The 22038-nt window shown below is 55.9% G+C and carries 21 protein-coding genes; 10 read left to right on the top strand and 11 right to left on the bottom strand.

What is annotated here, in order from left to right; genetic code table 11:
- Position 1 precedes the first annotated feature (1 nt).
- The 3 genes from AFK62_RS22455 (at position 2) to acnA (ending at position 3269) form a co-directional block, all read left to right on the top strand.
- Positions 2 to 178, top strand: a complete 177-nt coding sequence (locus AFK62_RS22455) for a hypothetical protein (RefSeq protein WP_007681376.1) — start codon at positions 2 to 4, stop codon at positions 176 to 178.
- Positions 179 to 327: 149 nt separating this feature from the next.
- Positions 328 to 426: a small membrane protein YmiC gene (gene ymiC, locus AFK62_RS22840; protein WP_226991955.1), complete on the top strand. Its 99-nt coding sequence runs from the start codon at positions 328 to 330 to the stop codon at positions 424 to 426.
- Between the two features lie 167 nt (positions 427 to 593).
- Positions 594 to 3269, top strand: a complete 2676-nt coding sequence (acnA, locus tag AFK62_RS10585) for an aconitate hydratase AcnA (RefSeq protein ID WP_007681378.1) — start codon at positions 594 to 596, stop codon at positions 3267 to 3269.
- A 68-nt stretch (positions 3270 to 3337) separates the two neighbouring features.
- On the opposite strand, the gene ribA is transcribed toward acnA, so the two are convergent.
- Positions 3338 to 3931 carry a GTP cyclohydrolase II gene (gene ribA / locus AFK62_RS10580; RefSeq protein WP_007681380.1) on the bottom strand — a complete coding sequence of 198 codons (594 nt, stop codon included), beginning with the start codon at positions 3929 to 3931 and terminating at the stop codon, positions 3338 to 3340.
- A 198-nt stretch (positions 3932 to 4129) separates the two neighbouring features.
- On the opposite strand from ribA, the gene pgpB reads away from it, so the two are divergent.
- The 5 genes from pgpB (at position 4130) to yciH (ending at position 7833) form a co-directional block, all read left to right on the top strand.
- On the top strand, positions 4130 to 4894 hold the full coding sequence (gene pgpB / locus AFK62_RS10575; RefSeq protein WP_053531897.1) for a phosphatidylglycerophosphatase B: 765 nt from the start codon (positions 4130 to 4132) through the stop codon (positions 4892 to 4894).
- Between the two features lie 147 nt (positions 4895 to 5041).
- On the top strand, positions 5042 to 5350 hold the full coding sequence (locus tag AFK62_RS10570; protein WP_007681384.1) for a LapA family protein: 309 nt from the start codon (positions 5042 to 5044) through the stop codon (positions 5348 to 5350).
- A gap of 6 nt (positions 5351 to 5356) precedes the next feature.
- Complete coding sequence (lapB, locus tag AFK62_RS10565) at positions 5357 to 6526, top strand: lipopolysaccharide assembly protein LapB (RefSeq protein WP_007681385.1); 1170 nt, start codon at positions 5357 to 5359, stop codon at positions 6524 to 6526.
- A gap of 246 nt (positions 6527 to 6772) precedes the next feature.
- Positions 6773 to 7507 carry an orotidine-5'-phosphate decarboxylase gene (gene pyrF, locus AFK62_RS10560; RefSeq protein WP_129232568.1) on the top strand — a complete coding sequence of 245 codons (735 nt, stop codon included), beginning with the start codon at positions 6773 to 6775 and terminating at the stop codon, positions 7505 to 7507.
- Complete coding sequence (gene yciH, locus AFK62_RS10555; protein WP_007681388.1) at positions 7507 to 7833, top strand: stress response translation initiation inhibitor YciH; 327 nt, start codon at positions 7507 to 7509, stop codon at positions 7831 to 7833. Before pyrF ends, yciH begins: the two co-directional genes overlap by 1 nt.
- Before the next feature lie 120 nt (positions 7834 to 7953).
- Here yciH and osmB read toward each other — a convergent pair whose 3' ends face one another.
- From osmB to AFK62_RS10535, 4 genes are all read right to left on the bottom strand, one after another.
- Positions 7954 to 8169 carry an osmotically-inducible lipoprotein OsmB gene (gene osmB / locus AFK62_RS10550; protein ID WP_007681389.1) on the bottom strand — a complete coding sequence of 72 codons (216 nt, stop codon included), beginning with the start codon at positions 8167 to 8169 and terminating at the stop codon, positions 7954 to 7956.
- A 257-nt stretch (positions 8170 to 8426) separates the two neighbouring features.
- Positions 8427 to 9182 (bottom strand): DNA-binding transcriptional regulator YciT, encoded by a 756-nt coding sequence (yciT, locus tag AFK62_RS10545; RefSeq protein ID WP_007681391.1) that lies wholly within the window; start codon positions 9180 to 9182, stop codon positions 8427 to 8429.
- A gap of 45 nt (positions 9183 to 9227) precedes the next feature.
- On the bottom strand, positions 9228 to 11660 hold the full coding sequence (locus AFK62_RS10540; RefSeq protein ID WP_007681394.1) for a formate C-acetyltransferase/glycerol dehydratase family glycyl radical enzyme: 2433 nt from the start codon (positions 11658 to 11660) through the stop codon (positions 9228 to 9230).
- Between the two features lie 5 nt (positions 11661 to 11665).
- Positions 11666 to 12565 (bottom strand): glycyl-radical enzyme activating protein, encoded by a 900-nt coding sequence (locus AFK62_RS10535; protein ID WP_032984925.1) that lies wholly within the window; start codon positions 12563 to 12565, stop codon positions 11666 to 11668.
- Between the two features lie 136 nt (positions 12566 to 12701).
- Here AFK62_RS10535 and fsa point away from each other — a divergent pair, with 136 nt between their 5' ends.
- Positions 12702 to 13364 (top strand): fructose-6-phosphate aldolase, encoded by a 663-nt coding sequence (gene fsa / locus AFK62_RS10530; RefSeq protein WP_007681400.1) that lies wholly within the window; start codon positions 12702 to 12704, stop codon positions 13362 to 13364.
- Positions 13365 to 13377: 13 nt separating this feature from the next.
- On the opposite strand, the gene AFK62_RS10525 is transcribed toward fsa, so the two are convergent.
- Positions 13378 to 13560 carry a YciZ family protein gene (locus tag AFK62_RS10525; protein WP_007681403.1) on the bottom strand — a complete coding sequence of 61 codons (183 nt, stop codon included), beginning with the start codon at positions 13558 to 13560 and terminating at the stop codon, positions 13378 to 13380.
- A gap of 212 nt (positions 13561 to 13772) precedes the next feature.
- Here AFK62_RS10525 and AFK62_RS10520 point away from each other — a divergent pair, with 212 nt between their 5' ends.
- A complete protein-coding gene (locus AFK62_RS10520; RefSeq protein ID WP_007681405.1) occupies positions 13773 to 14642 on the top strand; it encodes a crotonase/enoyl-CoA hydratase family protein in 870 nt (289 codons plus the stop codon).
- A gap of 22 nt (positions 14643 to 14664) precedes the next feature.
- On the opposite strand, the gene pdeR is transcribed toward AFK62_RS10520, so the two are convergent.
- The 5 genes from pdeR to sapF form a co-directional block, all read right to left on the bottom strand.
- Entirely contained in the window at positions 14665 to 16659 is a 1995-nt protein-coding gene (gene pdeR / locus AFK62_RS10515; protein ID WP_053531896.1) for a cyclic di-GMP phosphodiesterase, read from the bottom strand.
- 294 nt (positions 16660 to 16953) lie between these two features.
- On the bottom strand, positions 16954 to 18888 hold the full coding sequence (locus AFK62_RS10510) for an exoribonuclease II (protein ID WP_007681414.1): 1935 nt from the start codon (positions 18886 to 18888) through the stop codon (positions 16954 to 16956).
- Between the two features lie 88 nt (positions 18889 to 18976).
- On the bottom strand, positions 18977 to 20131 hold the full coding sequence (locus tag AFK62_RS10505) for a carboxymuconolactone decarboxylase family protein (RefSeq protein ID WP_007681417.1): 1155 nt from the start codon (positions 20129 to 20131) through the stop codon (positions 18977 to 18979).
- 191 nt (positions 20132 to 20322) lie between these two features.
- Positions 20323 to 21111, bottom strand: coding sequence for an enoyl-ACP reductase FabI (fabI, locus tag AFK62_RS10500; protein ID WP_007681418.1), 789 nt, complete (start codon positions 21109 to 21111; stop codon positions 20323 to 20325).
- Between the two features lie 119 nt (positions 21112 to 21230).
- A complete protein-coding gene (gene sapF / locus AFK62_RS10495) occupies positions 21231 to 22037 on the bottom strand; it encodes a putrescine export ABC transporter ATP-binding protein SapF (protein WP_007681419.1) in 807 nt (268 codons plus the stop codon).
- Position 22038: the final 1 nt, after the last annotated feature.

Genomic DNA, 22038 nt, shown 5'->3' with positions numbered 1-22038 from the left:
CATGGCTTTACAACAGCACGCTTTCACCCATTCGCCAATATGTCAATCTGATGACAGGCATGAAAACGGCCCAAAAGCAGGTTTTGCCTCCCTTCCTGCGGGCTGGAAGCTTACAAAAGAGCAACAAGATTTTATCGCTTTATTTGCTGAAGAAGATCACAAAAACAATAATCGCTGAATGGCGTAGATAATAAAAAACAAGAATTTAATTTATCTTAAATTTATCTCTTCTTGTTGTTAACGCAGCGAGAAAAATTACACACAGCAATCCTAACAAGTCTGGCCTCGCCAGAATGATCAACGGTATAAATTATTGGTGTAATAGGTATGAATAATCAGCTCACACTCAAATACTGGTCATGGATTGGCGCGTTTATGGTTTCCTCCCTGTTCTGGTGTCAGCTTGTCTGGATGCTTGCTCACTGATTCCACTGCGCCTGGCTTTCGCCGGGCGCTTTGCTTTTCCCCCTCTGTTTTTCCCCACTTTTAGCGATTTGGGTTGTTATCAAATCGTTACGACATGTTTGTGTTATCTTTAATACAGACCCTGATAACAATCGGGGCATCGCTATCTCAGGACTGAAGGAGGAGCTATGTCGTCGACCCTACGCGAAACCAGCAAGGATACTTTACAGGCGCAGGATAAAACCTATCACTACTACAGCCTGCCAAAAGCTGCTCAGGAGCTGGGTGATATCGCGCGGTTACCAAAATCACTGAAAGTGTTACTGGAGAACCTGCTGCGCTGGCAGGATGGTGAGACCGTAACGCTTGAAGATATTCAGGCGCTTGCGGGCTGGCTTGAACATGCCCATACCGATCGTGAAATTGCCTACCGGCCTGCACGCGTGTTAATGCAGGACTTTACCGGCGTTCCGGCTGTCGTTGATCTCGCGGCCATGCGTGAGGCCGTGCAGCGTCTTGGCGGGGATGTGTCTAAAGTCAATCCGCTCTCACCGGTCGATCTGGTTATCGACCACTCAGTGACCGTCGACCATTTCGGGGACGATAACGCGTTTGAAGAAAACGTGCGTCTTGAGATGGAGCGCAACCACGAACGTTATGCCTTTCTTCGCTGGGGCCAGCAGGCGTTCAGTCGCTTCAGCGTTGTGCCGCCCGGTACGGGCATTTGCCATCAGGTGAACCTTGAATATCTGGGTAAAGCCGTCTGGAGTGAGATGCAGGACGGCGCGATGGTGGCCTACCCCGATACGCTCGTCGGCACCGATTCCCATACCACCATGATTAACGGTCTCGGCGTGCTGGGCTGGGGCGTGGGTGGCATTGAAGCGGAAGCGGCAATGCTTGGCCAGCCGGTTTCTATGCTTATCCCCGATGTCGTAGGTTTTCGTCTGACCGGCAAACTCAGCGAAGGCATTACTGCAACCGATCTGGTACTGACCGTTACTCAGATGCTCCGTAAACATGGGGTGGTGGGCAAATTTGTGGAATTTTTTGGCGACGGCCTCGATTCGCTGCCGCTGGCCGACCGCGCCACCATTGCCAACATGGCACCGGAGTACGGCGCAACCTGCGGTTTCTTCCCGATTGATGATGTCACGCTCGGCTATTTGCGCCTGAGTGGGCGCAGCGAAGAACAGGTCGCTCTGGTAGAAACGTACGCAAAAGCGCAGGGCATGTGGCGTAACCCGGGGGACGAACCCGTTTTCACCAGCACGCTCGAACTGGATATGGGAACGGTCGAGGCGAGTATCGCGGGGCCAAAACGCCCGCAGGACCGTGTCGGGTTAGGCGATGTGCCGAAAGCCTTCGCAGCCAGCACCGAGCTTGAAGTCAATTCGCCAAAAAATGATCTGCATTCCGTCGGCTATGTGTTGAGCGGGCATCAGTATGAATTGCCGGACGGCGCCGTGGTCATTGCGGCGATCACCTCGTGCACTAATACCTCTAACCCAAGTGTGTTAATGGCCGCAGGTTTGCTTGCGAAGAAAGCCGTTAAGCTTGGTCTCAAGCGCCAGCCATGGGTCAAAGCATCCCTGGCGCCAGGCTCGAAAGTGGTCTCAGACTATCTGGCCCATGCCAAACTTACCCCGTGGCTGGATGAGCTTGGCTTCAATCTGGTGGGCTACGGCTGCACGACCTGTATCGGTAACTCTGGCCCGCTACCGGAGCCGATAGAGCAGGCTATCAAGAAGGGCGATCTAACCGTCGGCGCAGTGTTATCGGGTAACCGTAACTTTGAAGGCCGCATCCATCCGCTGGTGAAGACCAACTGGTTGGCGTCACCGCCGCTGGTGGTTGCGTATGCGCTGGCGGGTAATATGAATATCAACCTCGCAACCGATCCTCTCGGCCACGACCGCAAAGGCGATCCGGTTTACCTGAAAGACATCTGGCCGAGCGGGCAGGAGATAGCGAAGGCGGTAGAGGAAGTCTCTACCGATATGTTCCGTAAAGAGTATGCGGAAGTCTTCGAAGGCAGCGAGGAGTGGCGTTCTATTAAGGTGGAAGCCTCCGACACCTATGACTGGCAGAATGATTCAACCTATATTCGCCTTTCACCGTTCTTTGATGAAATGCTGGCCGAACCGGCACCGGTACAGGATATCCATGGCGCGCGTATTCTTGCGATGCTCGGCGATTCTGTTACCACCGATCATATTTCACCTGCAGGCAGCATTAAGGCAGACAGCCCTGCCGGGCGTTACCTGCAAAGTCATGGTGTTGAGAGAGGCGATTTCAACTCCTACGGCTCGCGACGCGGTAACCATGAAGTCATGATGCGCGGGACGTTCGCTAATATTCGTATTCGCAACGAGATGGTGCCGGGCGTCGAAGGCGGCATGACGCGCCTTATTCCGGGCAACGAGGTGATGTCGATTTATGACGCCGCCATGCGTTACCAGGCGCAGGGCACGCCGCTTGCGGTCATTGCCGGTAAAGAGTACGGCTCAGGTTCAAGCCGTGACTGGGCGGCCAAAGGTCCACGATTGCTGGGCATTCGCGTCGTCATTGCCGAGTCGTTTGAGCGTATTCACCGCTCTAACCTTATCGGGATGGGGATATTGCCGCTGGAGTTTCCGCAGGGCGTGACGCGTAAAACACTTGGGCTCACGGGTGACGAGACGCTCGATATCGGTGCTTTGCAAAGCCTGACCCCGGGCGCGACCGTACCCGTAACCTTAACGCGCGCCGACGGGAGTCGCGACGTTCTGGAGTGCCGTTGCCGTATCGACACCGGCAATGAAATGACCTACTACCGTAACGACGGCATCCTGCATTATGTGATCCGCAATATGCTGCGCTAACGGCGTGCGCAATTAAGAAATAAAAAGGCCTGCATCAGCAGGCCTTTTTTATTGCACTATTGCACCGGTTATTTACCGGAGAGCAGATGCCCCATTTTGGCGGCTTTAGTATCGAGATAGTGCGCATTATTTGGGTTGCGCCCGACAATCAGCGGGACGCGCTCCACAATGTTAATGCCTGCTTCCGTGAGAATCTCTACTTTGTGCGGGTTGTTGGTCAGCAGGCGCACTTCGTCGACGCCCAGCAGCTTGAACATATCTGCGCACAGCGTGAAATCACGCTCGTCCGCCGCAAAACCAAGCTGATGATTCGCTTCAACCGTGTCGTAGCCCTGATCCTGTAAGGCATAGGCGCGAATTTTATTGAGCAGACCGATATTACGACCTTCCTGGCGATGATAGAGCAGCACGCCGCGTCCGGCTTCGGCGATGTGCGACAACGCCGCTTCAAGCTGGAAACCGCAGTCGCAGCGCAGGCTGAACAGCGCATCACCAGTCAGACACTCTGAGTGCACGCGGGCGAGTACTGGATCAGCACCGGTAATATCGCCGAAAACCAGGGCCACATGATCCTGTCCGGTGGCCAGTTCTTCAAAACCTACCATCAGGAAATCGCCCCAGGGGGTTGGCAGTTTGGCTTCTGCCACACGTTTAAGCTGCATGTGATTCTCCGGATATTCTGACGCCCGCAGGCGTCTGCCAGTCTGTTGGCTTTCTGTTGTTACTGTGTATTTTGCCACATCCCGCCGGGATTCGCCTCACCATGACGTGCGCTGTTGAACAATCATATCAATAGCTAACTATCCTGCCGGACGCGATTTTCGGTTATTCTTGAAAGACTTCAGGAAAAAGGAGAGAACATGCTGGCAATTGCAAAACGTACCGCGGTGGGTGCCGCGCTGCTGCTTATTATGCCCCTGACCGTCTGGATTTCAGGCTGGGAGTGGCAACCGGGCGGCGGTTCGCTGTGGCTCAAAATGCTGTTCTGGGTAACGGAGACCGTCACGCAGCCCTGGGGCATTATCACACACGTTTTGCTGTGCGGCTGGTTCCTGTGGTGTCTGCGCTTTCGCCTGCGGCCGGCGCTAATGTTGTTTGCTATTCTCGGGCTCGTGATTACCGCTGGGCAATGGTCTAAGTCCTTGATTAAAAATAAAGTTCAGGAGCCGCGACCGTTTGTTATCTGGCTTGAAAAAAACCGTAACATCCCGGTAGACGAGTTCTACAATTTAAAACGTAAGGAACGAGGCGCGTTAGTTAAAGCGCAGCTTCAGAATGAAACGGATATTCCGGGCTGGTTGCGCAAACACTGGCAGAACGAGACGGGGTTCGCGTTTCCTTCCGGGCATACCATGTTCGCGGCGAGCTGGGCAATGCTGGGGTTTGGTCTGTTGTGGCCGCGTCGGCGCACGTGGACGCTGGCTATCCTGACCGCGTGGGCCATTGGTGTCATGGGCAGCCGGATGTTGCTGGGTATGCACTGGCCACGCGATCTGGTCGTAGCGACGCTGCTGTCATGGCTGCTGGTAACCATTGCCGTCTGGCTTGCGCAACGTCTGTGCGGCCCACTGACGCCGCCTGTGGAAGAGAAGGTGGAAATTGCGCGGCGAGACGCCGAAGAGTGACGGCGACTTGAGTTTCGCCGTTACGCCCCTATTTATAAAGAATGTCCTGGCGCTTTACCATTTCACGCGAAGGGTGGAAATGATAACGTATAGCGCGTTGAGCCGAGGCCGGGACATTGGTCGCACAAAACACATACGGGATGTCATGTGAAATATCTGATTATTTTTTTACTGGTATTAGCGATTTTCGTCGTTTCCGTCACGCTGGGCGCGCAAAACGACCAACAGGTCACGTTTAACTACCTGCTGGCGCAGGGCGACTATCGTATCTCTACACTGCTGGCGACACTTTTCGGTGCAGGGTTTATTATCGGCTGGATCATCTGCGGGCTGTTCTGGCTGCGTGTTCGTTTGCAGCTCGCGCGGGCTGAACGCAAAGTGAAACGCCTTGAGCAGCAGCTGACGCCTGCAGAGCCTGTCTCTGTCAGCACCCCTGCGCCTGCTGTTAAGGATTAACCCTCTATGCTGGAGTTGTTGTTTCTGCTGTTGCCTGTCGCCGCTGCGTATGGCTGGTATATGGGCCGCAGAAGTGCGCAACAGGATAAAGAGCAGGAAGCTAACCGCCTCTCGCGCGATTATGTGGCGGGCGTAAACTTCCTGCTTTCTAATCAGCAGGATAAAGCGGTGGATCTGTTCCTTGAAATGCTCAAGGAAGACACCGGCACTATCGAAGCTCATCTGACGCTCGGCAACCTTTTCCGCTCTCGTGGCGAAGTCGATCGGGCTATCCGTATTCACCAGTCACTGATGGAAAGCGCGTCGTTGACCTATGACCAGCGTCTGCTGGCCGTTCAGCAACTGGGGCGCGACTATATGGCTGCGGGTCTCTATGACCGTGCCGAAGATATGTTTAATCAACTGGTGGATGAAACCGATTTCCGCGTCGGGGCGCTCCAGCAATTGTTGCAGATTTATCAGGCGACCAGCGACTGGCAAAAGGCAATTGATGCCGCCGAGCGACTGGTGAAGCTTGGTAAAGAGCATCAGCGTGTTGAAATTGCGCACTTCTACTGCGAACTGGCCCTGCAGGCCATGAGCAACGAAGACATGGATCGCGCCATGTCATTCCTCAAAAAAGGCGCGGCGGCGGATCGCAACAGCGCACGCGTTTCTATCATGATTGGCCGTATTCTGATGACCCGCGGCGATTATGCTCACGCGGTAGAGATGCTTGAAAAAGTGATCGTGCAGGATCGCGAACTCGTGAGCGAAACGCTGGAGATGCTGCAGGTCTGTTATCAGCAGCTCGGGAAACCGGACGAATGGGCCGAATTTCTCAAGCGGTGTGTGGAAGAAAACACGGGCGCTGAAGCGGAGCTGATGCTTGCGCAGGTGCTGGAGCAGCGCGAAGGCGCGGACAGTGCTCAGGTTTATATTACGCGCCAGTTGCAACGACATCCGACGATGCGCGTCTTCCATCGACTGATGGATTACCATCTTCACGAAGCGGAAGAAGGGCGCGCCAAAGAGAGCCTGATGGTGCTGCGCGACATGGTAGGCGAGCAGGTGCGCACCAAGCCGCGCTATCGCTGCCAGAAATGTGGGTTCACCGCGTTTACACTCTACTGGCATTGTCCGTCGTGCCGTGCGTGGTCAACCATCAAACCTATCCGCGGCCTCGACGGCCAGTAAAGTCTTTCTTTGACTCTGCCGCACATCCCTGCCGCACATCATTGTTGCGGCACTAATCAACACTGCTTTTAGTTACAACATACTTTTAAGGGTAAAATACCGTTGCAACCACGGTGATCCACATCCGCAAAACCCGCTCGTCAGGGCTGTCTCGATCTCGCCTGTAAATTTTGCCTGTCGGCGGGTAGAATGCTTGCCGTTTATCAACTTCGCGCCGCGCCGGTGCGCCTGTCAGAAGGTCTGGTCATGACGTTAATTGCATCCTCCTCTCATTCTGTAACTCACTCCCCTGTGGTTGTCGCGCTTGATTACGACAACCGCGACAGCGCGCTGGCCTTCGTGGATGGCATCGATCCGCGTGATTGCCGGCTGAAAGTTGGCAAAGAGATGTTTACGCTGTTCGGCCCACAACTGGTTCGTGAACTCATCGCACGCGGCTTTGACGTTTTTCTCGATCTGAAATTCCATGATATCCCCAATACGACAGCGCGTGCGGTTGCGGCGGCGGCGGAACTTGGGGTCTGGATGGTGAACGTTCACGCAGGGGGTGGGGCGCGGATGATGACTGCGGCCAAAGAGGCGCTGGCACCGTTTGGTAAAGATGCGCCGCTGCTGATTGCCGTTACTGTGCTGACCAGCATGGAAGCGGAAGATTTACAGGGGTTGGGTATTACCCTTAGCCCGGCCGACCAGGCAGAACGCCTGGCGCGCCTTACGCAGCAGTGCGGGCTGGATGGCGTGGTTTGCTCCGCGCATGAGGCGGTGCGTTTTAAGGCCACGTTTGGTCACGACTTCAGGCTGGTGACGCCTGGCATTCGCCCGGCTGGCAGCGAGGCAGGCGATCAGCGCCGCATTATGACACCCGCCGAGGCGCAGCAGGCAGGCGTAGACTATATGGTAATTGGACGTCCCGTCACCCGTGCAGCCGACCCGGCAAAGGCGCTGCGAGATATTCTGGCCTCACTGAAGCAGGAGGGATAATGCGCGATAATAACAGCCGTCTGGTTTATTCCACGGAAACCGGCCGTATCGATGAACCCAAAGCCGCGCCAGCACGACCCAAAGGCGATGGTGTGGTGCGTATACAACGCCAGACCAGCGGACGTAAAGGGAAGGGCGTATGTCTTATTACCGGCATTGACGCTGATGACGCTACGCTAACAGCCCTTGCGGCAGAGCTTAAGAAAAAATGCGGATGCGGAGGCGCGGTCAAAGACGGCGTGATTGAAATTCAGGGGGACAAACGAGATTTAATTAAAAGCCTGCTGGAGGCGAAGGGAATGAAAGTTAAACTCGCGGGCGGTTAATTGTCAGCCACGGCGAAAACGCCGTGGCTATTTAGTTATGTTACTGCAGTATAGCCAGACCTGTAATTATTCGGTGATGCGAGTAATACGTCAAAGCGTTATGCTTTTGCGGGCCGCAGATTAATCAACCTGGTGACCGATAATACCGCCTACCGCTGCGCCGCCAAGGGTGCCGAGCGCGCTGCCATCGGTCAGCACGGAGCCACCGATTGCACCTGCACCCGCGCCGATCGCGGTGTTGCGGTCACGTTTGGACCAGTTAGAGCATGCGCTCAGAGAGGTTGCCAGAGTAACGGCCAGCAGTGCCGCGGCCACTTTTTTGTAATTTAATGACATAATACTTTCTCCTGAATAATTGATTCACGGAAAGGTGTTTCACTTTAAGTATAGTGGTTAATTCACATCTTAAAGTTCCTCACCGTGAAACGGTGCAGCGACACGGAATAAAATCACGCAGGTGACAATCGCCATCCAGTAATATCGCTAATGTTAATTTTAATTTCTTAAGCGAATTCAGACAGGTAAAAAGTCTTAATTGGCGCTGAGAATAGTCTCAAGCGAAGGCGCGCCTATCCTTGCGCGCCGGTGATGATTCAGGCTGGAAAAGGCGAGAGGATATCGAGCGTTAAACCGCAGGCGCTGAGCGTGTCACGCGCATCGTCATTCAGATTGCTGTCAGTGATGACGCGACTGAAGCGTGAAACGGGCCCTAGCGTATAAGGATGTACCGCGCCGAATTTGCTGCTGTCTGTAAGGATAATCGCCTCGCTGCCTTTTTCCAGCACGGCGTTGACCACATCCGCGCGCATCATGTCGCGACCGGTAAAGCCAGTCTGCGCCGACCAGCCATCAATACCAATAAACGCTTTAGAAAAGTGCACCTGCGAGATGTACTGGCGCGTTAACGGCCCGACCATCGTTTCGCTTTTCTTCTGATAAATCCCACCAAGTAAAATGATTTCACAGGATGTTTCTTTCAGAAGGTGTGCGATAAAGCTGCTCACGGTGATGAGCGTTATCTTTTTTTGTTCTGCCAGCGCGCGCGCCAGGAGGGCGTTAGTGCTGCCATTTTCAATGAACACCGTTTCACCATCATTTACGAGCGAACACGCGAAATCAGCGAGCCGACGCTTGAGTGCAAAATTGTTCATCATCCGGGTTTCCACATCATCGCTGTCCAGCGGAACCGCGAAACCGTGGGTACGGCGCAGATAACTTTGCTTTTCAAGAAGGTTAAGATCCTGACGAATGGTAACTTCAGAAACACCGGTGGTTTTTGCGAGATCCGCCACGCTCATGCGGCCGTGGTCAATCACCATCTGTAAAATGATTTGTTGTCGGGAGTTCATATCAGCATCGTTATGCGCGGTGGCATGACGCCACCGCGGTTTCATTTAAAGCGTATGTTCGGTACGGGCGATAATATCATCCTGCGCATCAGGGGATAAGGCCGTAAAGAACGCGGAGTAACCCGCCACGCGCACCACCAGATCGCGGTACTTATCCGGGTGTGCTTTGGCGTCCAGCAAAGTTTCACGCGACACAATGTTGTACTGAACATGCCAGCCTTTATGCACTTCAAAAAAGGTGCGCAGCATCTGCATCAATTTTTGGCGATCGCGTAAGTTGTCCAGTGTGGACGGGTTAAGCTTCTGATTCAACAGCACGCCGCCAAGAATTTTCTCAGCGGGCAATTTGCCGACTGAGTTAATCACCGCCGTTGGCCCCAGCCTGTCAGTGCCGGAGGCGGGGCTTGCGCCTTCCGCGAGCGGCGTTTTGGCTTTGCGTCCGTCCGGGGTTGCCATGGTGGCTGCGCCAAAGGGCACATTAGCGGAAATGGACGATGTCCCTGCGTAATAGGTGCCGCCAACCGGGCCGCGCCCGAAGCGGGTATTATGATATTGCTTCAGTTCGTCAATGTAGGTCTGGTAGGCGCGCGCCAGCAACAGGTCGACATCATCATCATCGTTACCGTATTTTGGAGCGCTGTTTATTAACCGCTGACGTAACTGCTCCCCGGTAAGCCCTGAAAAATCGTCATCCAGCGCTTGCGCAAGCTGTTGCTGGGTCACCACGCCTTTTTCAAACACGAGTTTACGCACTGCCGCAAGGCTATTGCCAAGGTTAGCAATGCCGACCTGCAAGCCCGACACCCAGTCATATTTCGCGCCGCCTTGCTTAATGCTCTTGCCACGCTCAATACAATCATCGACCAGCGCCGAGCAGAGAATATCGTGCGCGTTCTCCTCAAGCACGGTATCTACTACGCACTCAATCTCGATCGATTTACGGGTGTAGTAACGGATTTGAGTATCCCAGGCATCCATGACTTCATTAAATCCGTGGAAATTGCCTGCAGAGAGCGCCTTGTCCTGCGCCAGGAAGATTTTACCGGTGGTAGCGTCGCGGCCGCCTTCCAGTGCCGCCAGCATAACGCGCGCAAAGTTAATAAAGCTCATGCCGGTGCAGCGGTAACCCCATTTACCGCCGACTGCCGTTTCAATGCAGCCGATGGCCGCATAGTCATACGCGTCTTCACGGCTCACGCCGAGTTTGATGAACTCCTCAATGACAATTTCATCATTGTTAAAGGCGGGCATTCCGAAGCCGCAGCGGATCACCTGTACGCACGCATCGAGGAAATCACTGCTCATGCCTGCGTGATAGCGCACGCTGAGATTTGGCTGCGTTGAGCGCAGACGGCCGCACGATTCCAGCACGGCCCAGGAGAGCGGGTTGACGGCATCCACGGGCTTATTGTTTTGTAGCCGCTGACCGCCGATGGTGACGTTCTGGTAAAGCGGGCTGCCCGCTGAGGCTTTCGAATGGGAGCCGGATCGAATTTTATTCACCTCCAGCAGCTTCAGCCAGCAGCTCTGTAACAGTTCAATCGCGCGCTCGCGCTCAAGCGTATGCTCAAGCTCCACATCCCGGCGATACCACGGATAAAGATATTGATCGAGACGGCCAAAGGAGACCGAGTGCCCATTGGATTCAATCTGCAGTACCAGTTGTACGAAATAACAGAGCTGCAATGCCTGCCAGAATGAGGCGGGGGGCTGATGGGCGATATGCTCGCAGTTCGCGGAAATCGCCAGCAGTTCGTCACGACGCGCCGGGCGGTTCTCCTCTTGCGCCATACGAGCGGCAAGCCCGGCGTAGCGAAGGATATGCTCGCTTAACGCGCTGAAGGTGATATCGATAGCCTTCAGGAACTGTTCTTTGTGCAAGTCGGCCTGATCGGTGAGAGCCAGACGTGCGCGACGCGCCGCAACTTTTGCCCGCAACCCGTCGAGCCCTTTTTCCAGCAGCAACGGGAAATTGACCGCCAGATGGGCGTCGCCGGAGGTCATGTTGCCTTCAGCTTTGATAATGCCAGACGCCAGCAGCGCTTTTTGTTCATCGGTAAAGATGCCGTAGCAGCGATCCTGTACGGTCTGGCCGCGCCACCACGGGCAAATGTCATGCATCACGGCTTTATTCTCTGCGCTGACGGAGAACCCAGCGCCGGGACGATCAGCGAGGTCGTCAATCTCATGCTCAATCCAGCTGACGGTATATTCCGGGAAGAAGGGCGCCGCGCGCACCTGGCTTGCCTGGTTACCGACAATGAGCTCGTCATGTTTTATCCAGATGGTTCTGCTGGTCAGGTGGTGCGCCAGTGCCAGCGCGCGACGCACCGGCAGCGGCTTATCCTGATGCTTCTGATACATATCCGTGTAATGTTGCGCACGTTCGGTACAAACGGGCGGACGGACGATTTGCACCAGCGCCGCTTTATGCGCTTTGATGCGCTCGGGCAGAAAATCGAGATTCAGTTCAGTCATGGTAGTTATCCTCTTATCCAGGCGGTGAGTCCTTTCTGGCAGGCGTAATCTTCGGCGAATGCCAGCAGCGCCGGTTCATCAAGCGGCGTCGCCGGGGCCAGATAAGGCCAGTCCAGCAGGCGGTACTTGTTAATGCCAAGGGTGTGGTAGGGCAGAAAGTGAATATTTCTGACGCCTGCTTCATCGGCGGCGAAATTGGTAATGGCGCGAACTGACGCTTCATCAGCGTTAAAACCGGGGATCAACGGGACACGAATCGTTATCTCCGTGCCCGCTTTTGCCAGTCGCCGGAAATTATCCAGCACCCGTTCGGCGCTGCCGTCGGTCCAGGCGTGAAAGCGCTGCGGGTCGACATGTTTCAAATCGGCAAGGAGGAGATCAAGAAACGGCAGCGATGGGGCGATATGCTTCCACGGAACATGGAGACACGTTTCCACCGCGGTATGAATGCCTGCCTCGCGGCTACGCTGCAACAGGGCCTGCGCCAATTCAGGCTGCATAAACGGCTCGCCGCCCGAGAGCGTGATCCCGCCACCGCTGCGCGCATAAAAGGGACGGTCGCGCAGCACTTTTTCCATAATGTCTTCGACGCCTTGCGTTTCGCCGCAGACGCTGAGCGCCTGGGTCGGACAGCAGTCGACCAGCGCGTCAAGCGCAGCATCATCAAGTGCCGTGCGGTCAATCATCAGAGTCTCGCCGTGTCGACGAATTGCCTGCGGGCATGTTTGCGCGCACAACGCGCAGCCGCTCAGGCAGAGGCGTTCATCAAACAGCACGTCACGCAGGCGGCGTCGGCTTTCGGGGTTCTGACACCAGCGGCAACCCAATGAGCAGCCTTTAAAGAAGACGACGGTACGGATGCCCGGACCATCGTGCGTGGAATAGCGTTGCAGATTAAAAATCATCATCGTTGCGCCCGTTAACTTTCTTATGAAAATAATCTTACTTTCAAATGAAAGTTTTCTTGATGGCGATCAGCTTTATCTGCCAACGCTGATTTAAGATGGCGACAATGTTAACTTGCTCAAAACAGGAGTCGTTATGGAGCTGTATCTCGACACGGCGGACGTCGCGGCCGTCAAACGTCTGGCCCGCATTCTGCCGCTACAGGGCGTGACCACAAATCCTTCTATCGTGGCGCGCGCAGGCGTCAGACTCTGGGAGCTCCTGCCCGCGTTGCAGGAGGCGCTGAACGGCGAAGGCAAGCTTTTCGCGCAGGTGATCGCAGTGAGCGCATCAGAGATGGTGCGTGAAGCGGAGCGACTGGCGCAGAGGATCCCGGGTATCGTGGTGAAAATCCCGGTGACGGAAGAAGGGCTGTCGGCAATGAAAATCCTCAAACCATCTGGCATTCCGCTGCTCGGTACAGCGGTTTACGGCGCGGCCCAGGGATTGATGGCAGCGCTGGCGGGGGCTGACTATGTCGCGCCTTACGTTAACCGCCTGGATGCGCAGGGCGGAGATGGCGTGGCGACGGTGCGCGCCCTGCAGCAGTTGTTGACGCTACACGCGCCGCAATCAAAAGTACTGGCCGCGAGCTTTCGCACGCCGCAACAGGCGCTCGGCTGTTTGCTGGCAGGGTGCCAGTCCATTACCCTGCCGCTGGATGTCGCAGGGCAACTGCTTAACACGCCTGCCGTGACCGCCGCGGTAGACGCCTTCGGGCGCGAATGGCAGCAGGCGTTCGGCAGTCAGAGCTTATAATCTTCACAAGGCGTCAGATTTCCCAGGGCGCCTTCGCTTTTTTCTCGCCCGCCGTCTCTTCCTGCTGGCTCTGCGCCAGCAGTTCAGCCTTCAAAATTTCCAGATTATGGATGGCGGAGTGGTAATCGCCCGCCACCAGAATATCCAGAACGGTATCAATTCGGTCAGCCAGTTGTTGCGGATTTACTGTTGGCATCGTGTTTCCTTTTTCTGGTCGGTACAGTCCCCATGATGCAGAAAAGCGGCGTCAAAGAGAAGCCGTCTGCCGCTCTAATACCTCTTCTGACTCAATCATTTCGCGTTAAAAGATAAATAATGGTTATAAAACAGACCGGCATCCCGTGCGAAAAGCTGGCGTGAATTAGTCTGATCCTGCGCATAACGCGTTAACTTAACTGAGGAAAGACTATGTCAGTATTCAACCAATCGACCTGCAAACTCTTTACCGATACAGCGCGTTTCACCCAACTTTCCGGATTTTATGAGGAAGAACGGCGCATTATCTGGATGATGTTGCGGGCTCAGCCGCGTCCGTGTTTTAACCATGTCCTGATTGAAGAGATTATGAACTTAAGTTATCTGGTGCAGGAGGCCAGGCTGGAGGTTGATTTCTGGGTCACCGGATCGCTGGTTCCGGGCATGTATAATACGGGCGGCGATTTACAGTTTTTTGTTGATTGCATTCGCAACGGCAAACGCGAAGCGCTGCGCGCTTATGCCCGCGCCTGCGTGGATTGCGTACACGCCGCCTCGCGCGGTTTTGACTGTGGCGCTATCAGCCTTGCGATGGTGGAGGGTAGCGCGCTCGGCGGCGGTTTTGAGGCTGCCCTTGCGCACCATTTCGTACTGGCCCAGCGCGACGCGCGCATGGGGTTTCCGGAAATCGCCTTTAATCTCTTCCCCGGAATGGGCGGGTATTCACTGGTGACGCGCCGTGCCGGTATGCGGCTTGCCGAGGAGCTGATTTATCAGGGCGAATCGCACACCGCCGAGTGGTATCACCCACAAGGGCTGGTGGATCTGCTGTTTGAGCCGGGGCAGGGGTTCGTGGCCACTCGTACCTTTATCGATACGCTTAAGCCGCGTCTCAACGGGGTGAGGGCGATGCTCCGCGCGCGTCAGCGCGTGCTGCGGCTCTCACGTAACGAGCTGATGGAGATAACGGAAGACTGGGTAGATGCGGCGTTCAGCCTTGAGCCGAAGGATGTCAGCTACATGGAGCGTCTGATCCAGCTGCAAAACCGTCATACCGCCGCGGCCCTGCGTAAAGCAGGCTAACGGGATGCACCTCAGACGCCGTTTACGGCGTCTGTTTCCTGGCCCGATAGCGCCTATACCAGCGTTCTATCGCGCCTGCGGTCATGGGTCTTGCAAACAAAAAGCCCTGACGCGCATCGACCCCGTTTTGCGTCAGAAAGGCATCTTCCTCATGGCTCTCCACGCCTTCGGCAATCACCTGCAGATCGAGCGCCTGCGCCACAGCGACGATAGCGCGTACCAGCGACTGCGACACCGGTTGTTTATGGATATCGCGCACAAAGCTTTGATCGAGTTTTATGGCATCGAGTGGAAAGCGCGCCAGTTGTGAAAGCGATGAATAGCCGGTGCCAAAATCATCCAGATGCACTTCGGCACCGAGCGTGCTGAATTCATTAATCACCGACAGTGCCAGTTCGGCATTCTCGATCAGGCAGCTTTCGGTTATCTCCACATCAATAGGGCTTTTTGAGAAGCGCATATCGGCAAGCGCCTGGCGCAGATCGCTCAACAGCGTCTGATCGGCGAGCTGGCGTGCTGACACATTCACCGCGACGCGAAGCATAATGCCCGCCTCGCGCCACTTCGCTATCTGACGCACAACGTCCAGCATGACCCAACGCCCGAGCGGCACGATAAGCCCGGATTCTTCAGCATACGAGATAAAATCCAGCGGCGGGATCAGCCCGCGCTCCGGCGACTGCCAGCGCACCAGTGCTTCCAGACTGAGCACTTCACCCTGTGTTGTGATTTTGGGCTGGTAGTGAATGACCAGTTGGTTCTTCTCAAGCGCCTTACGCAGATTTGTGTCCAGCCAGAGATATTCAAACACCCGTTGGTTCATTTCCGGGCAGAAGACGCAGAATTTGCCACGTCCGTTCTCTTTGGCCGTATACATCGCCGTGTCGGCGTTACGGATAACGCTTTCGCGATCGTCACCGTGTTGCGGCGCAAGCGCGATGCCAAGCGAACAGCCGGTATAGACTTCGATAAGGCCGATGCGAAACGGATGCTTAAGCCGGGTGATGATGCGCGAGGACATTGCCTCCAGCGCCGCCTGAGACGTGTCGGTCGCCAGCACGATAAATTCATCGCCACCGAGGCGCGCCAGGACCTGGTCTTTCTCAAGGCAGCTTAATATCGCAAGCGACACGGCCTGCAATAACTGGTCGCCAAACATATGCCCGTAGGCATCGTTCACCTTTTTGAAGTTATCGAGATCGAGATAGACAATGCCAACCTGGGTGTCGCCACGACGGGTGATAGCATCGCTTATCATCTCGTGAATGGCGTTGCGGTTTGGCAGGCCGGTAATGGCGTCAGTATTGGCAAGCGTGCGTAATCGCTCCTGAGCGCGCCGCTCTTCAGTGATATCGGTACCGGAGCAGATGAGAAAGATTTCATTTCTGCCGCTACCGCTGTGAACAAATTTATTGCGAAACAGAAAGAGGCGCTGGCCTTTGCGGGTTTTGACCCAACGTTCAACCTCATAAGAACTGCCATTGCGAAAAAAACCGGTGATATTGCGGCGCGAAGCCGAGGCTTCGGCGGGCGTCATAAAGAGTTTGAAAACGTTCTGCCCGATGACTTCCTGCTCTTTCAGGCCGGTGTACTCTTCGCTCAGACGGTTGAAACGCTGAATATTGCCGTGGCGATCCAGAATGACAATGACCGAATTAGCCTCTGACACGACCTGCTCTGCAAACGACAGGCCCTGCACCAGGTCGCGCGCCACGGATGTCGTGTCGTTCCACGCAGACGCTGTACCTTCCCATTCTTTGCGGGAAACTTTTCGGCCCACCAGATGAACGGGCACCAGTTCGCCGAACAGCGACAGCGATAGCGTGACGCTTGAGGTGATGACCCCCATGGCACGGATTTGCGCGGCCTGTTCTGGGGTCAGCGGTACCACATGACTGGTGGCGGCCGCTTCCGTCGCGGCAAGCTGTAACGCGTTACTGTCCAGTGGCAGGCGCCAGTAGGGGCTTGCCGCGCCGGAATAGCGGTACAGCAGATTATTCTCCAGGTCGTCTTTCATGCTCTCTCCCGAACCCACACCAGGTATTACGCAAACGGCACGGCCGGGCTCTGCCGGCAATAACAGGCAAAACGTTTGTTTTTACGGGAATATATTTTTAGCGATGGCAAACACCAGGTGGTAAAGCGGCCATTTCGCTTAATTCTCAATGCGTTAAATTACGACGCACTCTGTTAGTGTGATCGTTTTTTGAAAAAATGCCCAAGTGAGACGGGAAAAATGTGCGCGCTCACACAGAGGAAAAACGGAGCGGGGGAAAGGAGAAACTCCCCGGCGGTGCCGGGGAGTCGAGGGTCAGGCAACCGGACGCGCGATAATACTGCGGGTTTCCATACGCACTTCTGCGATGGTGACGTCGATAACGTCGGTGACTTTATAGACGGTTTCGCCTTTGATCTGGACGGTACCATTTTCCTGGCTGCAGGCCAGTTCATCGCGCACCGCGTGCAGGAATGGCGCAGGGATAAAGGCAACCGCACCGTTATCCACCAGACGCACGCGCATGCCACCACGGCTGACATCGATAATTTCCGCAGCAAAACGGGTATCGGTGCCGGCTTTGTCTTTCAGGAAACGCGCATACAGCCAGTCACCGACATCGCGTTCGGCCATACGGTTAAGACGACGGCGCTCAGCCATCTGAACGGTAGACGCTTCCTGCGGACGTGTCGCACTCTCGCCTTTAATAATGGCTTTCAGCAGACGATGGTTAACCATATCGCCATACTTACGGATCGGAGAGGTCCAGGTGGCATATGCCTCAAGGCCAAGACCAAAATGCGGACCCGGCTCGGTGCTGATCTCTGCAAAGGACTGGAAGCGGCGGATGCGGCTGTCGAGGAAGCCTGACGGCTGCGCGTCCAGCTCGCGACGCAGTTTGCAGAAACCAGGCAGCGTAAGCACATCATTGGCGTCAACATGCATACCGTGGCTCTGCAGCAGCGTGGCCAGCTGTTCGGTGCTTGCCGGGTCGAAGCCCGCGTGGACGTTGTAAACGCCAAAGCCCAGCTTGTCGCGCAGCACGCGCGCCGCGCAGATGTTCGCCGCAATCATGGACTCTTCCACAATACGGTTAGCGATACGACGCGGCTCGGCAACGATATCCAGCACTTCGCCTTTCTCGCCCAGCACGAAGCGGTAATCAGGGCGGTCTTTAAAGACCAGCGCGTGTTTCTGACGCCAGGCGCTGCGGCGCTGGCAAATCTGTTGCAGCAGACGGATCTGCGCGGCGATAGCCTCGCTACCCGGCTGCCAGTCGCCTTTCTCTTCCAGCCAGTCGGAGACATTGTCATAGGCGAGCTTGGCTTTGGATTCGATGGTGGCGGCGAAGAAGTGAATCTCGTCGCTGATAGCGCCTTCGGCGTCAATAATCATGCGGCAAACGAGTGCCGGACGCGCTTCGCCTTCGCGCAGCGAACAGAGGTCGTCGGAAAGCTCGCGCGGCAGCATCGGGATATTAAAGCCCGGCAGATAGTTAGTGAACGCGCGTACTTTTGCGATGTTATCGAGTTTGCTGCCTTCGGCTATCCACGCTGTCGGGTCGGCAATCGCGACGGTCAGTTGCAGACGATCGCCATCCAGCGTTTCTACAAACAGGGCATCGTCCATATCTTCGGTGCTGGCGCTGTCGATGGTGACGAAATCCAGCGCGGTCAGATCTTCACGCGTCAGGTTTTCATCCAGCATTTCGGTCGCCACGCCATCCGGCGCTTCACGTTCGAGGTTATGACGCGCAAGAGTCACCCACCACGGCACGAAGTGATCGTCGCTAAAGGTAATAAACTGGGTGAGTTCGGCATAAAAGCCGCGATCGCCTTTCAGCGGATGACGACGCATTTCGGCCACAGCCCAGTCGCCATTCTGGAAATCATGGCTCACGCCGCGTTCAGCGCGACACGGGATGGCATCTTTCAGTAGCGGATGATCGGGAACAATGGAGAGACGATCGTCTTTCTTTTGCACCCGGCCCACAAAGCGGGTGAGGAAGGGTTCGATAAGCTCTTCCGGCTCGGCGGATTCTTTTTCCTTTTCCGTATGGATAACGGCAATGACGCGATCGCCGTGCATCACTTTCTTCATCTGCGGAGGCGGAATGAAGTAGCTTTTCTGCGCGTCAACCTCAAGGAAACCAAAACCTTTTTCCGTGGCTTTTACTACCCCTTCGGCGCGCGGCGTCTGGGAATGCAGTTGCTGTTTAAGCTGCGCAAGCAGCGGGTTATCCTGAAACATAGTGTCGAATTTTCGTGGCCAAAAGAGCGGCTGACAGTTTTACGCGATTGCGCGGCTCCCGGCAAGCGCTCTTTAGACCGGGGCGGCGCTACGCCGTGACGCCAAGCGCGAGTCGCAGGCGGTTGACCCAGCCGCAGGCGCTGCCGTAAGCAAGCAGGCGCAACGCGTCATGCGCGTCAACATCAGCCTCCAGGAGTGGCATAAGCTGTGCGTGGCTGAAACGTTCCGGCGCGCGGGTAAGCATTTGCATCGCCTGAATAATGGCGCGCTCGCGCGGGTGCTGATGACTCCAGGCGAGGATCGCGCGTTCACCGTTGCGCACGGCGTCAGGCAGATATGGCTCACGGCGTAAGCGCCGGGCGGCTTCGGCAAAGCAACTGGCGCTACCGTTGATGCGCGCAGCAAGCATTTCGGCAAGCGCCGCGTCCTCATCCGCTATTCCCGTACGTAGCGCATTAAGCAATCGTGCAAGGCCGTGGAGCGCACAGGCGTCATGCGCCAGTAGCGACAGCATTGGTTGCAGCAAGGCGTCGTTAAGGCCAACGTTATAGGCCTCCTGCTGTTCCTCGCTGGCCCAGCCCATTTCAAGGGTCGGTAGATCGGGCTGCCAGCGCGGGTCGGGCGCGTTGAACAGGCTTGCTGGCGCGTCTTGCTGCATATTGATGCCCGGCAGCCAGCGTGCCGGCTGGCCTGGCTGTGCCTGCAACAGCGCCACCGCGCGGGCCTGAAAGCCCACAAACCCAATAATCTGCGTGAAAGTGACGATGTCGTGGACTGAGAGACCTGCCTCTTCGAGCTGCGTACGCGCTGCGCTGTCGATAAGCGTAGGGGAGCTTGCGAGCTGGCGGGCCGTCTGGGTGAGTAAAGTCAGGCGACGGTTGCTTTCACGCGATGAGTCTGGCCCCGGCTCCGGCGCCAGACGCGCGGCGTAGTGGTTGCACAGCCGCTGTACGCCATAGACCTGGGCCACCGTCAGCGCGGTGCTGAGGCGATCGTAGACGCTTAAAGTATGCAGACGGGTGACGCTGCAGGTTTCGGGAAGAAGCGAGGGGATCATCGCGCGAGCGGCGTCACACCACGACAGATGTGCCGCACGTTGGGCGTCGTCCAGCGGCAGATCGAGCAGAAAACGGTCCTCCACCTTAGCGGCTTCGGGAACTAACGGCAGCGGATCTGCCGGACAGAGGCTGGACTGGGTTTCATGATACCAGTGGCTTTTGCCGGTAAGGCGGCGTTGTTCCATGGTCGTTCCTTGTCTGAAAATGAGCGCCCGGAACGGCTGACAACAACACAGAGGCGCCGGGCAGGTCACGCATGACTATCCTGGCGTAACACCTCGCGGCGATAAAAGATTGTTCGGTGATAACAAATATCAGAAAGGCATAAATAAAAAGGGCAGGTTGAAAACCTGCCCTTGCGCGAGAAGCCGGAGGATTATTTCAGTTCCAGCTCGTTCATCGCTGCGATGCTGAAGCCGCCGTCAACGTGCACCACTTCACCGGTGATACCACCGGAAAGATCAGAGCACAGGAACGCCGCGGAGTTGCCGACGTCTTCAATGGTGACAGTGCGGCGAATCGGGGTGACCGCTTCGCAGTGCGCCAGCATTTTACGGAAATCTTTGATACCGGATGCCGCGAGGGTGCGGATCGGGCCTGCGGAGATGGCGTTAACACGCACGCCGTCCGGACCCATCGCGTTCGCCATGTAGCGTACGTTCGCTTCCAGGGACGCTTTTGCAAGGCCCATCACGTTGTAGTTCGGGATAGCGCGTTCTGCACCCAGGTATGAAAGGGTCAGCAGGGCGGCATTCGGGTTCAGCATGCTGCGGCAGGCTTTCGCCATGGCCACGAAGCTGTAAGCGCTGATGTCGTGCGCAATTTTGAAGCCTTCACGGGTTACGGCGTTAACGTAGTCGCCGTCCAGCTGGTCGGCCGGTGCGAAACCGATGGAGTGCACGAAACCGTCAAATTTCGGCCAGACTTTAGCAAGCTCGGTGAACAGCGCGTCGATGCTTTCATCTTCCGCAACGTCACACGGCAGCACGATGCTGGAGCCCAGTTGAGCGGCAAACTCTTCCACGCGGCCTTTCAGCTTGTCGTTCTGGTAGGTGAACGCCAGTTCAGCCCCTTCACGGTGCATAGCTTGTGCAATACCGTACGCGATGGACAGTTTGCTGGCAACGCCAGTCACCAGAATGCGCTTACCGGTAAGAAAACCCATAGCTTTTAATCCTTATGTCATTGTTATGGCGGCGGGCTGAAAGCGCCAGCCGTCGTTAAAACGCGGCGATTCTAACATGACTCGCCGAATGAGTTAATCCGACCACTACAGATGGCGGATTAGCGGTCTTTTCGCCAGGCATCGGCGGTTAAGGCTTCGCCGAAATGACTGGCGATAAGCCGCCGGGTTAAATCGTGCAGCGGAGAAGCCAGGACATCGGCGGTACTGCCGCGCTCCACCACTTCCCCCTGATGCATCACCATGACCTGATCGCTGATGTGTTTCATCATGCCGATATGCTGGGTGACATAAATATAAGAGATACCCTGTTTTTCCTGTAATTCCAGCATCAGGTTGATTAACTGCGAACGCATCGACATATCAAGTGAGGCCAGCGCTTCGTCAGCGATGATGACTTTGGGACGCAGGATCAGCGCACGCGCCAGGCCCAGACGCTGCTTCTGGCCGGGTGCCAGCATATGCGGATAATAACTGACGTGGTCCGGCAGCAGGCCCACCATGCGCAGCGTCTCTTTAATACGCTTTACGCGTGCGTCAGGCTCCAGATCGGTATTGAGGCGCAGCGGGAAGTCGAGGATTTGCGAGATGCGCTGACGCGGGTTCAGCGAGGTCGACGGATCCTGGAAAATCATTCGGATGCGCTGGCTGCGAAATGAGTAGTCGCCAAACGTCAGCGGGTGATCGTCAATTACCAGATCGCCGGTGGTCGGCTCCACCATCCCGGCCAGCATTTTTGCAAGCGTAGATTTGCCTGAGCCGTTCTCGCCAATAATGGCAAGCGTCTGACGCTCGCGCAGGGTAAAGCTCAGCGGCTTAACCGCCTCGACGGTCTGGCGGCGAAACCAGCCGGTGCGATAGCGAAAGGTTTTGCTCAGGTTACGAACCTGCAACAGCGTTTCTACCATC

Source organism: Cronobacter condimenti 1330, from assembly GCF_001277255.1.
Classification (GTDB): Bacteria; Pseudomonadota; Gammaproteobacteria; order Enterobacterales; family Enterobacteriaceae; genus Cronobacter; species Cronobacter condimenti.
The sequence above is the reverse complement of the archived record's forward strand: the minus strand, read 5'-3'. Positions and strand labels throughout refer to the sequence as shown.

Bases quoted from the DNA above. Each gene is read 5' to 3' on its own strand.
- AFK62_RS22455 (WP_007681376.1), top strand. From the start codon at position 2: ATGGCTTTACAACAGCACGCTTTCACCCATTCGCCAATATGTCAATCT.
- ymiC (WP_226991955.1), top strand. From the start codon at position 328: ATGAATAATCAGCTCACACTCAAATACTGGTCATGGATTGGCGCGTTT.
- acnA (WP_007681378.1), top strand. From the start codon at position 594: ATGTCGTCGACCCTACGCGAAACCAGCAAGGATACTTTACAGGCGCAG.
- ribA (WP_007681380.1), bottom strand. From the start codon at position 3,931: ATGCAGCTTAAACGTGTGGCAGAAGCCAAACTGCCAACCCCCTGGGGC.
- pgpB (WP_053531897.1), top strand. From the start codon at position 4,130: ATGCTGGCAATTGCAAAACGTACCGCGGTGGGTGCCGCGCTGCTGCTT.
- lapB (WP_007681385.1), top strand. From the start codon at position 5,357: ATGCTGGAGTTGTTGTTTCTGCTGTTGCCTGTCGCCGCTGCGTATGGC.
- pyrF (WP_129232568.1), top strand. From the start codon at position 6,773: ATGACGTTAATTGCATCCTCCTCTCATTCTGTAACTCACTCCCCTGTG.
- yciH (WP_007681388.1), top strand. From the start codon at position 7,507: ATGCGCGATAATAACAGCCGTCTGGTTTATTCCACGGAAACCGGCCGT.
- osmB (WP_007681389.1), bottom strand. From the start codon at position 8,169: ATGTCATTAAATTACAAAAAAGTGGCCGCGGCACTGCTGGCCGTTACT.
- yciT (WP_007681391.1), bottom strand. From the start codon at position 9,182: ATGAACTCCCGACAACAAATCATTTTACAGATGGTGATTGACCACGGC.
- AFK62_RS10540 (WP_007681394.1), bottom strand. From the start codon at position 11,660: ATGACTGAACTGAATCTCGATTTTCTGCCCGAGCGCATCAAAGCGCAT.
- AFK62_RS10535 (WP_032984925.1), bottom strand. From the start codon at position 12,565: ATGATTTTTAATCTGCAACGCTATTCCACGCACGATGGTCCGGGCATC.
- fsa (WP_007681400.1), top strand. From the start codon at position 12,702: ATGGAGCTGTATCTCGACACGGCGGACGTCGCGGCCGTCAAACGTCTG.
- AFK62_RS10525 (WP_007681403.1), bottom strand. From the start codon at position 13,560: ATGCCAACAGTAAATCCGCAACAACTGGCTGACCGAATTGATACCGTT.
- AFK62_RS10520 (WP_007681405.1), top strand. From the start codon at position 13,773: ATGTCAGTATTCAACCAATCGACCTGCAAACTCTTTACCGATACAGCG.
- pdeR (WP_053531896.1), bottom strand. From the start codon at position 16,659: ATGAAAGACGACCTGGAGAATAATCTGCTGTACCGCTATTCCGGCGCG.
- AFK62_RS10510 (WP_007681414.1), bottom strand. From the start codon at position 18,888: ATGTTTCAGGATAACCCGCTGCTTGCGCAGCTTAAACAGCAACTGCAT.
- AFK62_RS10505 (WP_007681417.1), bottom strand. From the start codon at position 20,131: ATGGAACAACGCCGCCTTACCGGCAAAAGCCACTGGTATCATGAAACC.
- fabI (WP_007681418.1), bottom strand. From the start codon at position 21,111: ATGGGTTTTCTTACCGGTAAGCGCATTCTGGTGACTGGCGTTGCCAGC.
- sapF (WP_007681419.1), bottom strand. From the start codon at position 22,037: ATGGTAGAAACGCTGTTGCAGGTTCGTAACCTGAGCAAAACCTTTCGC.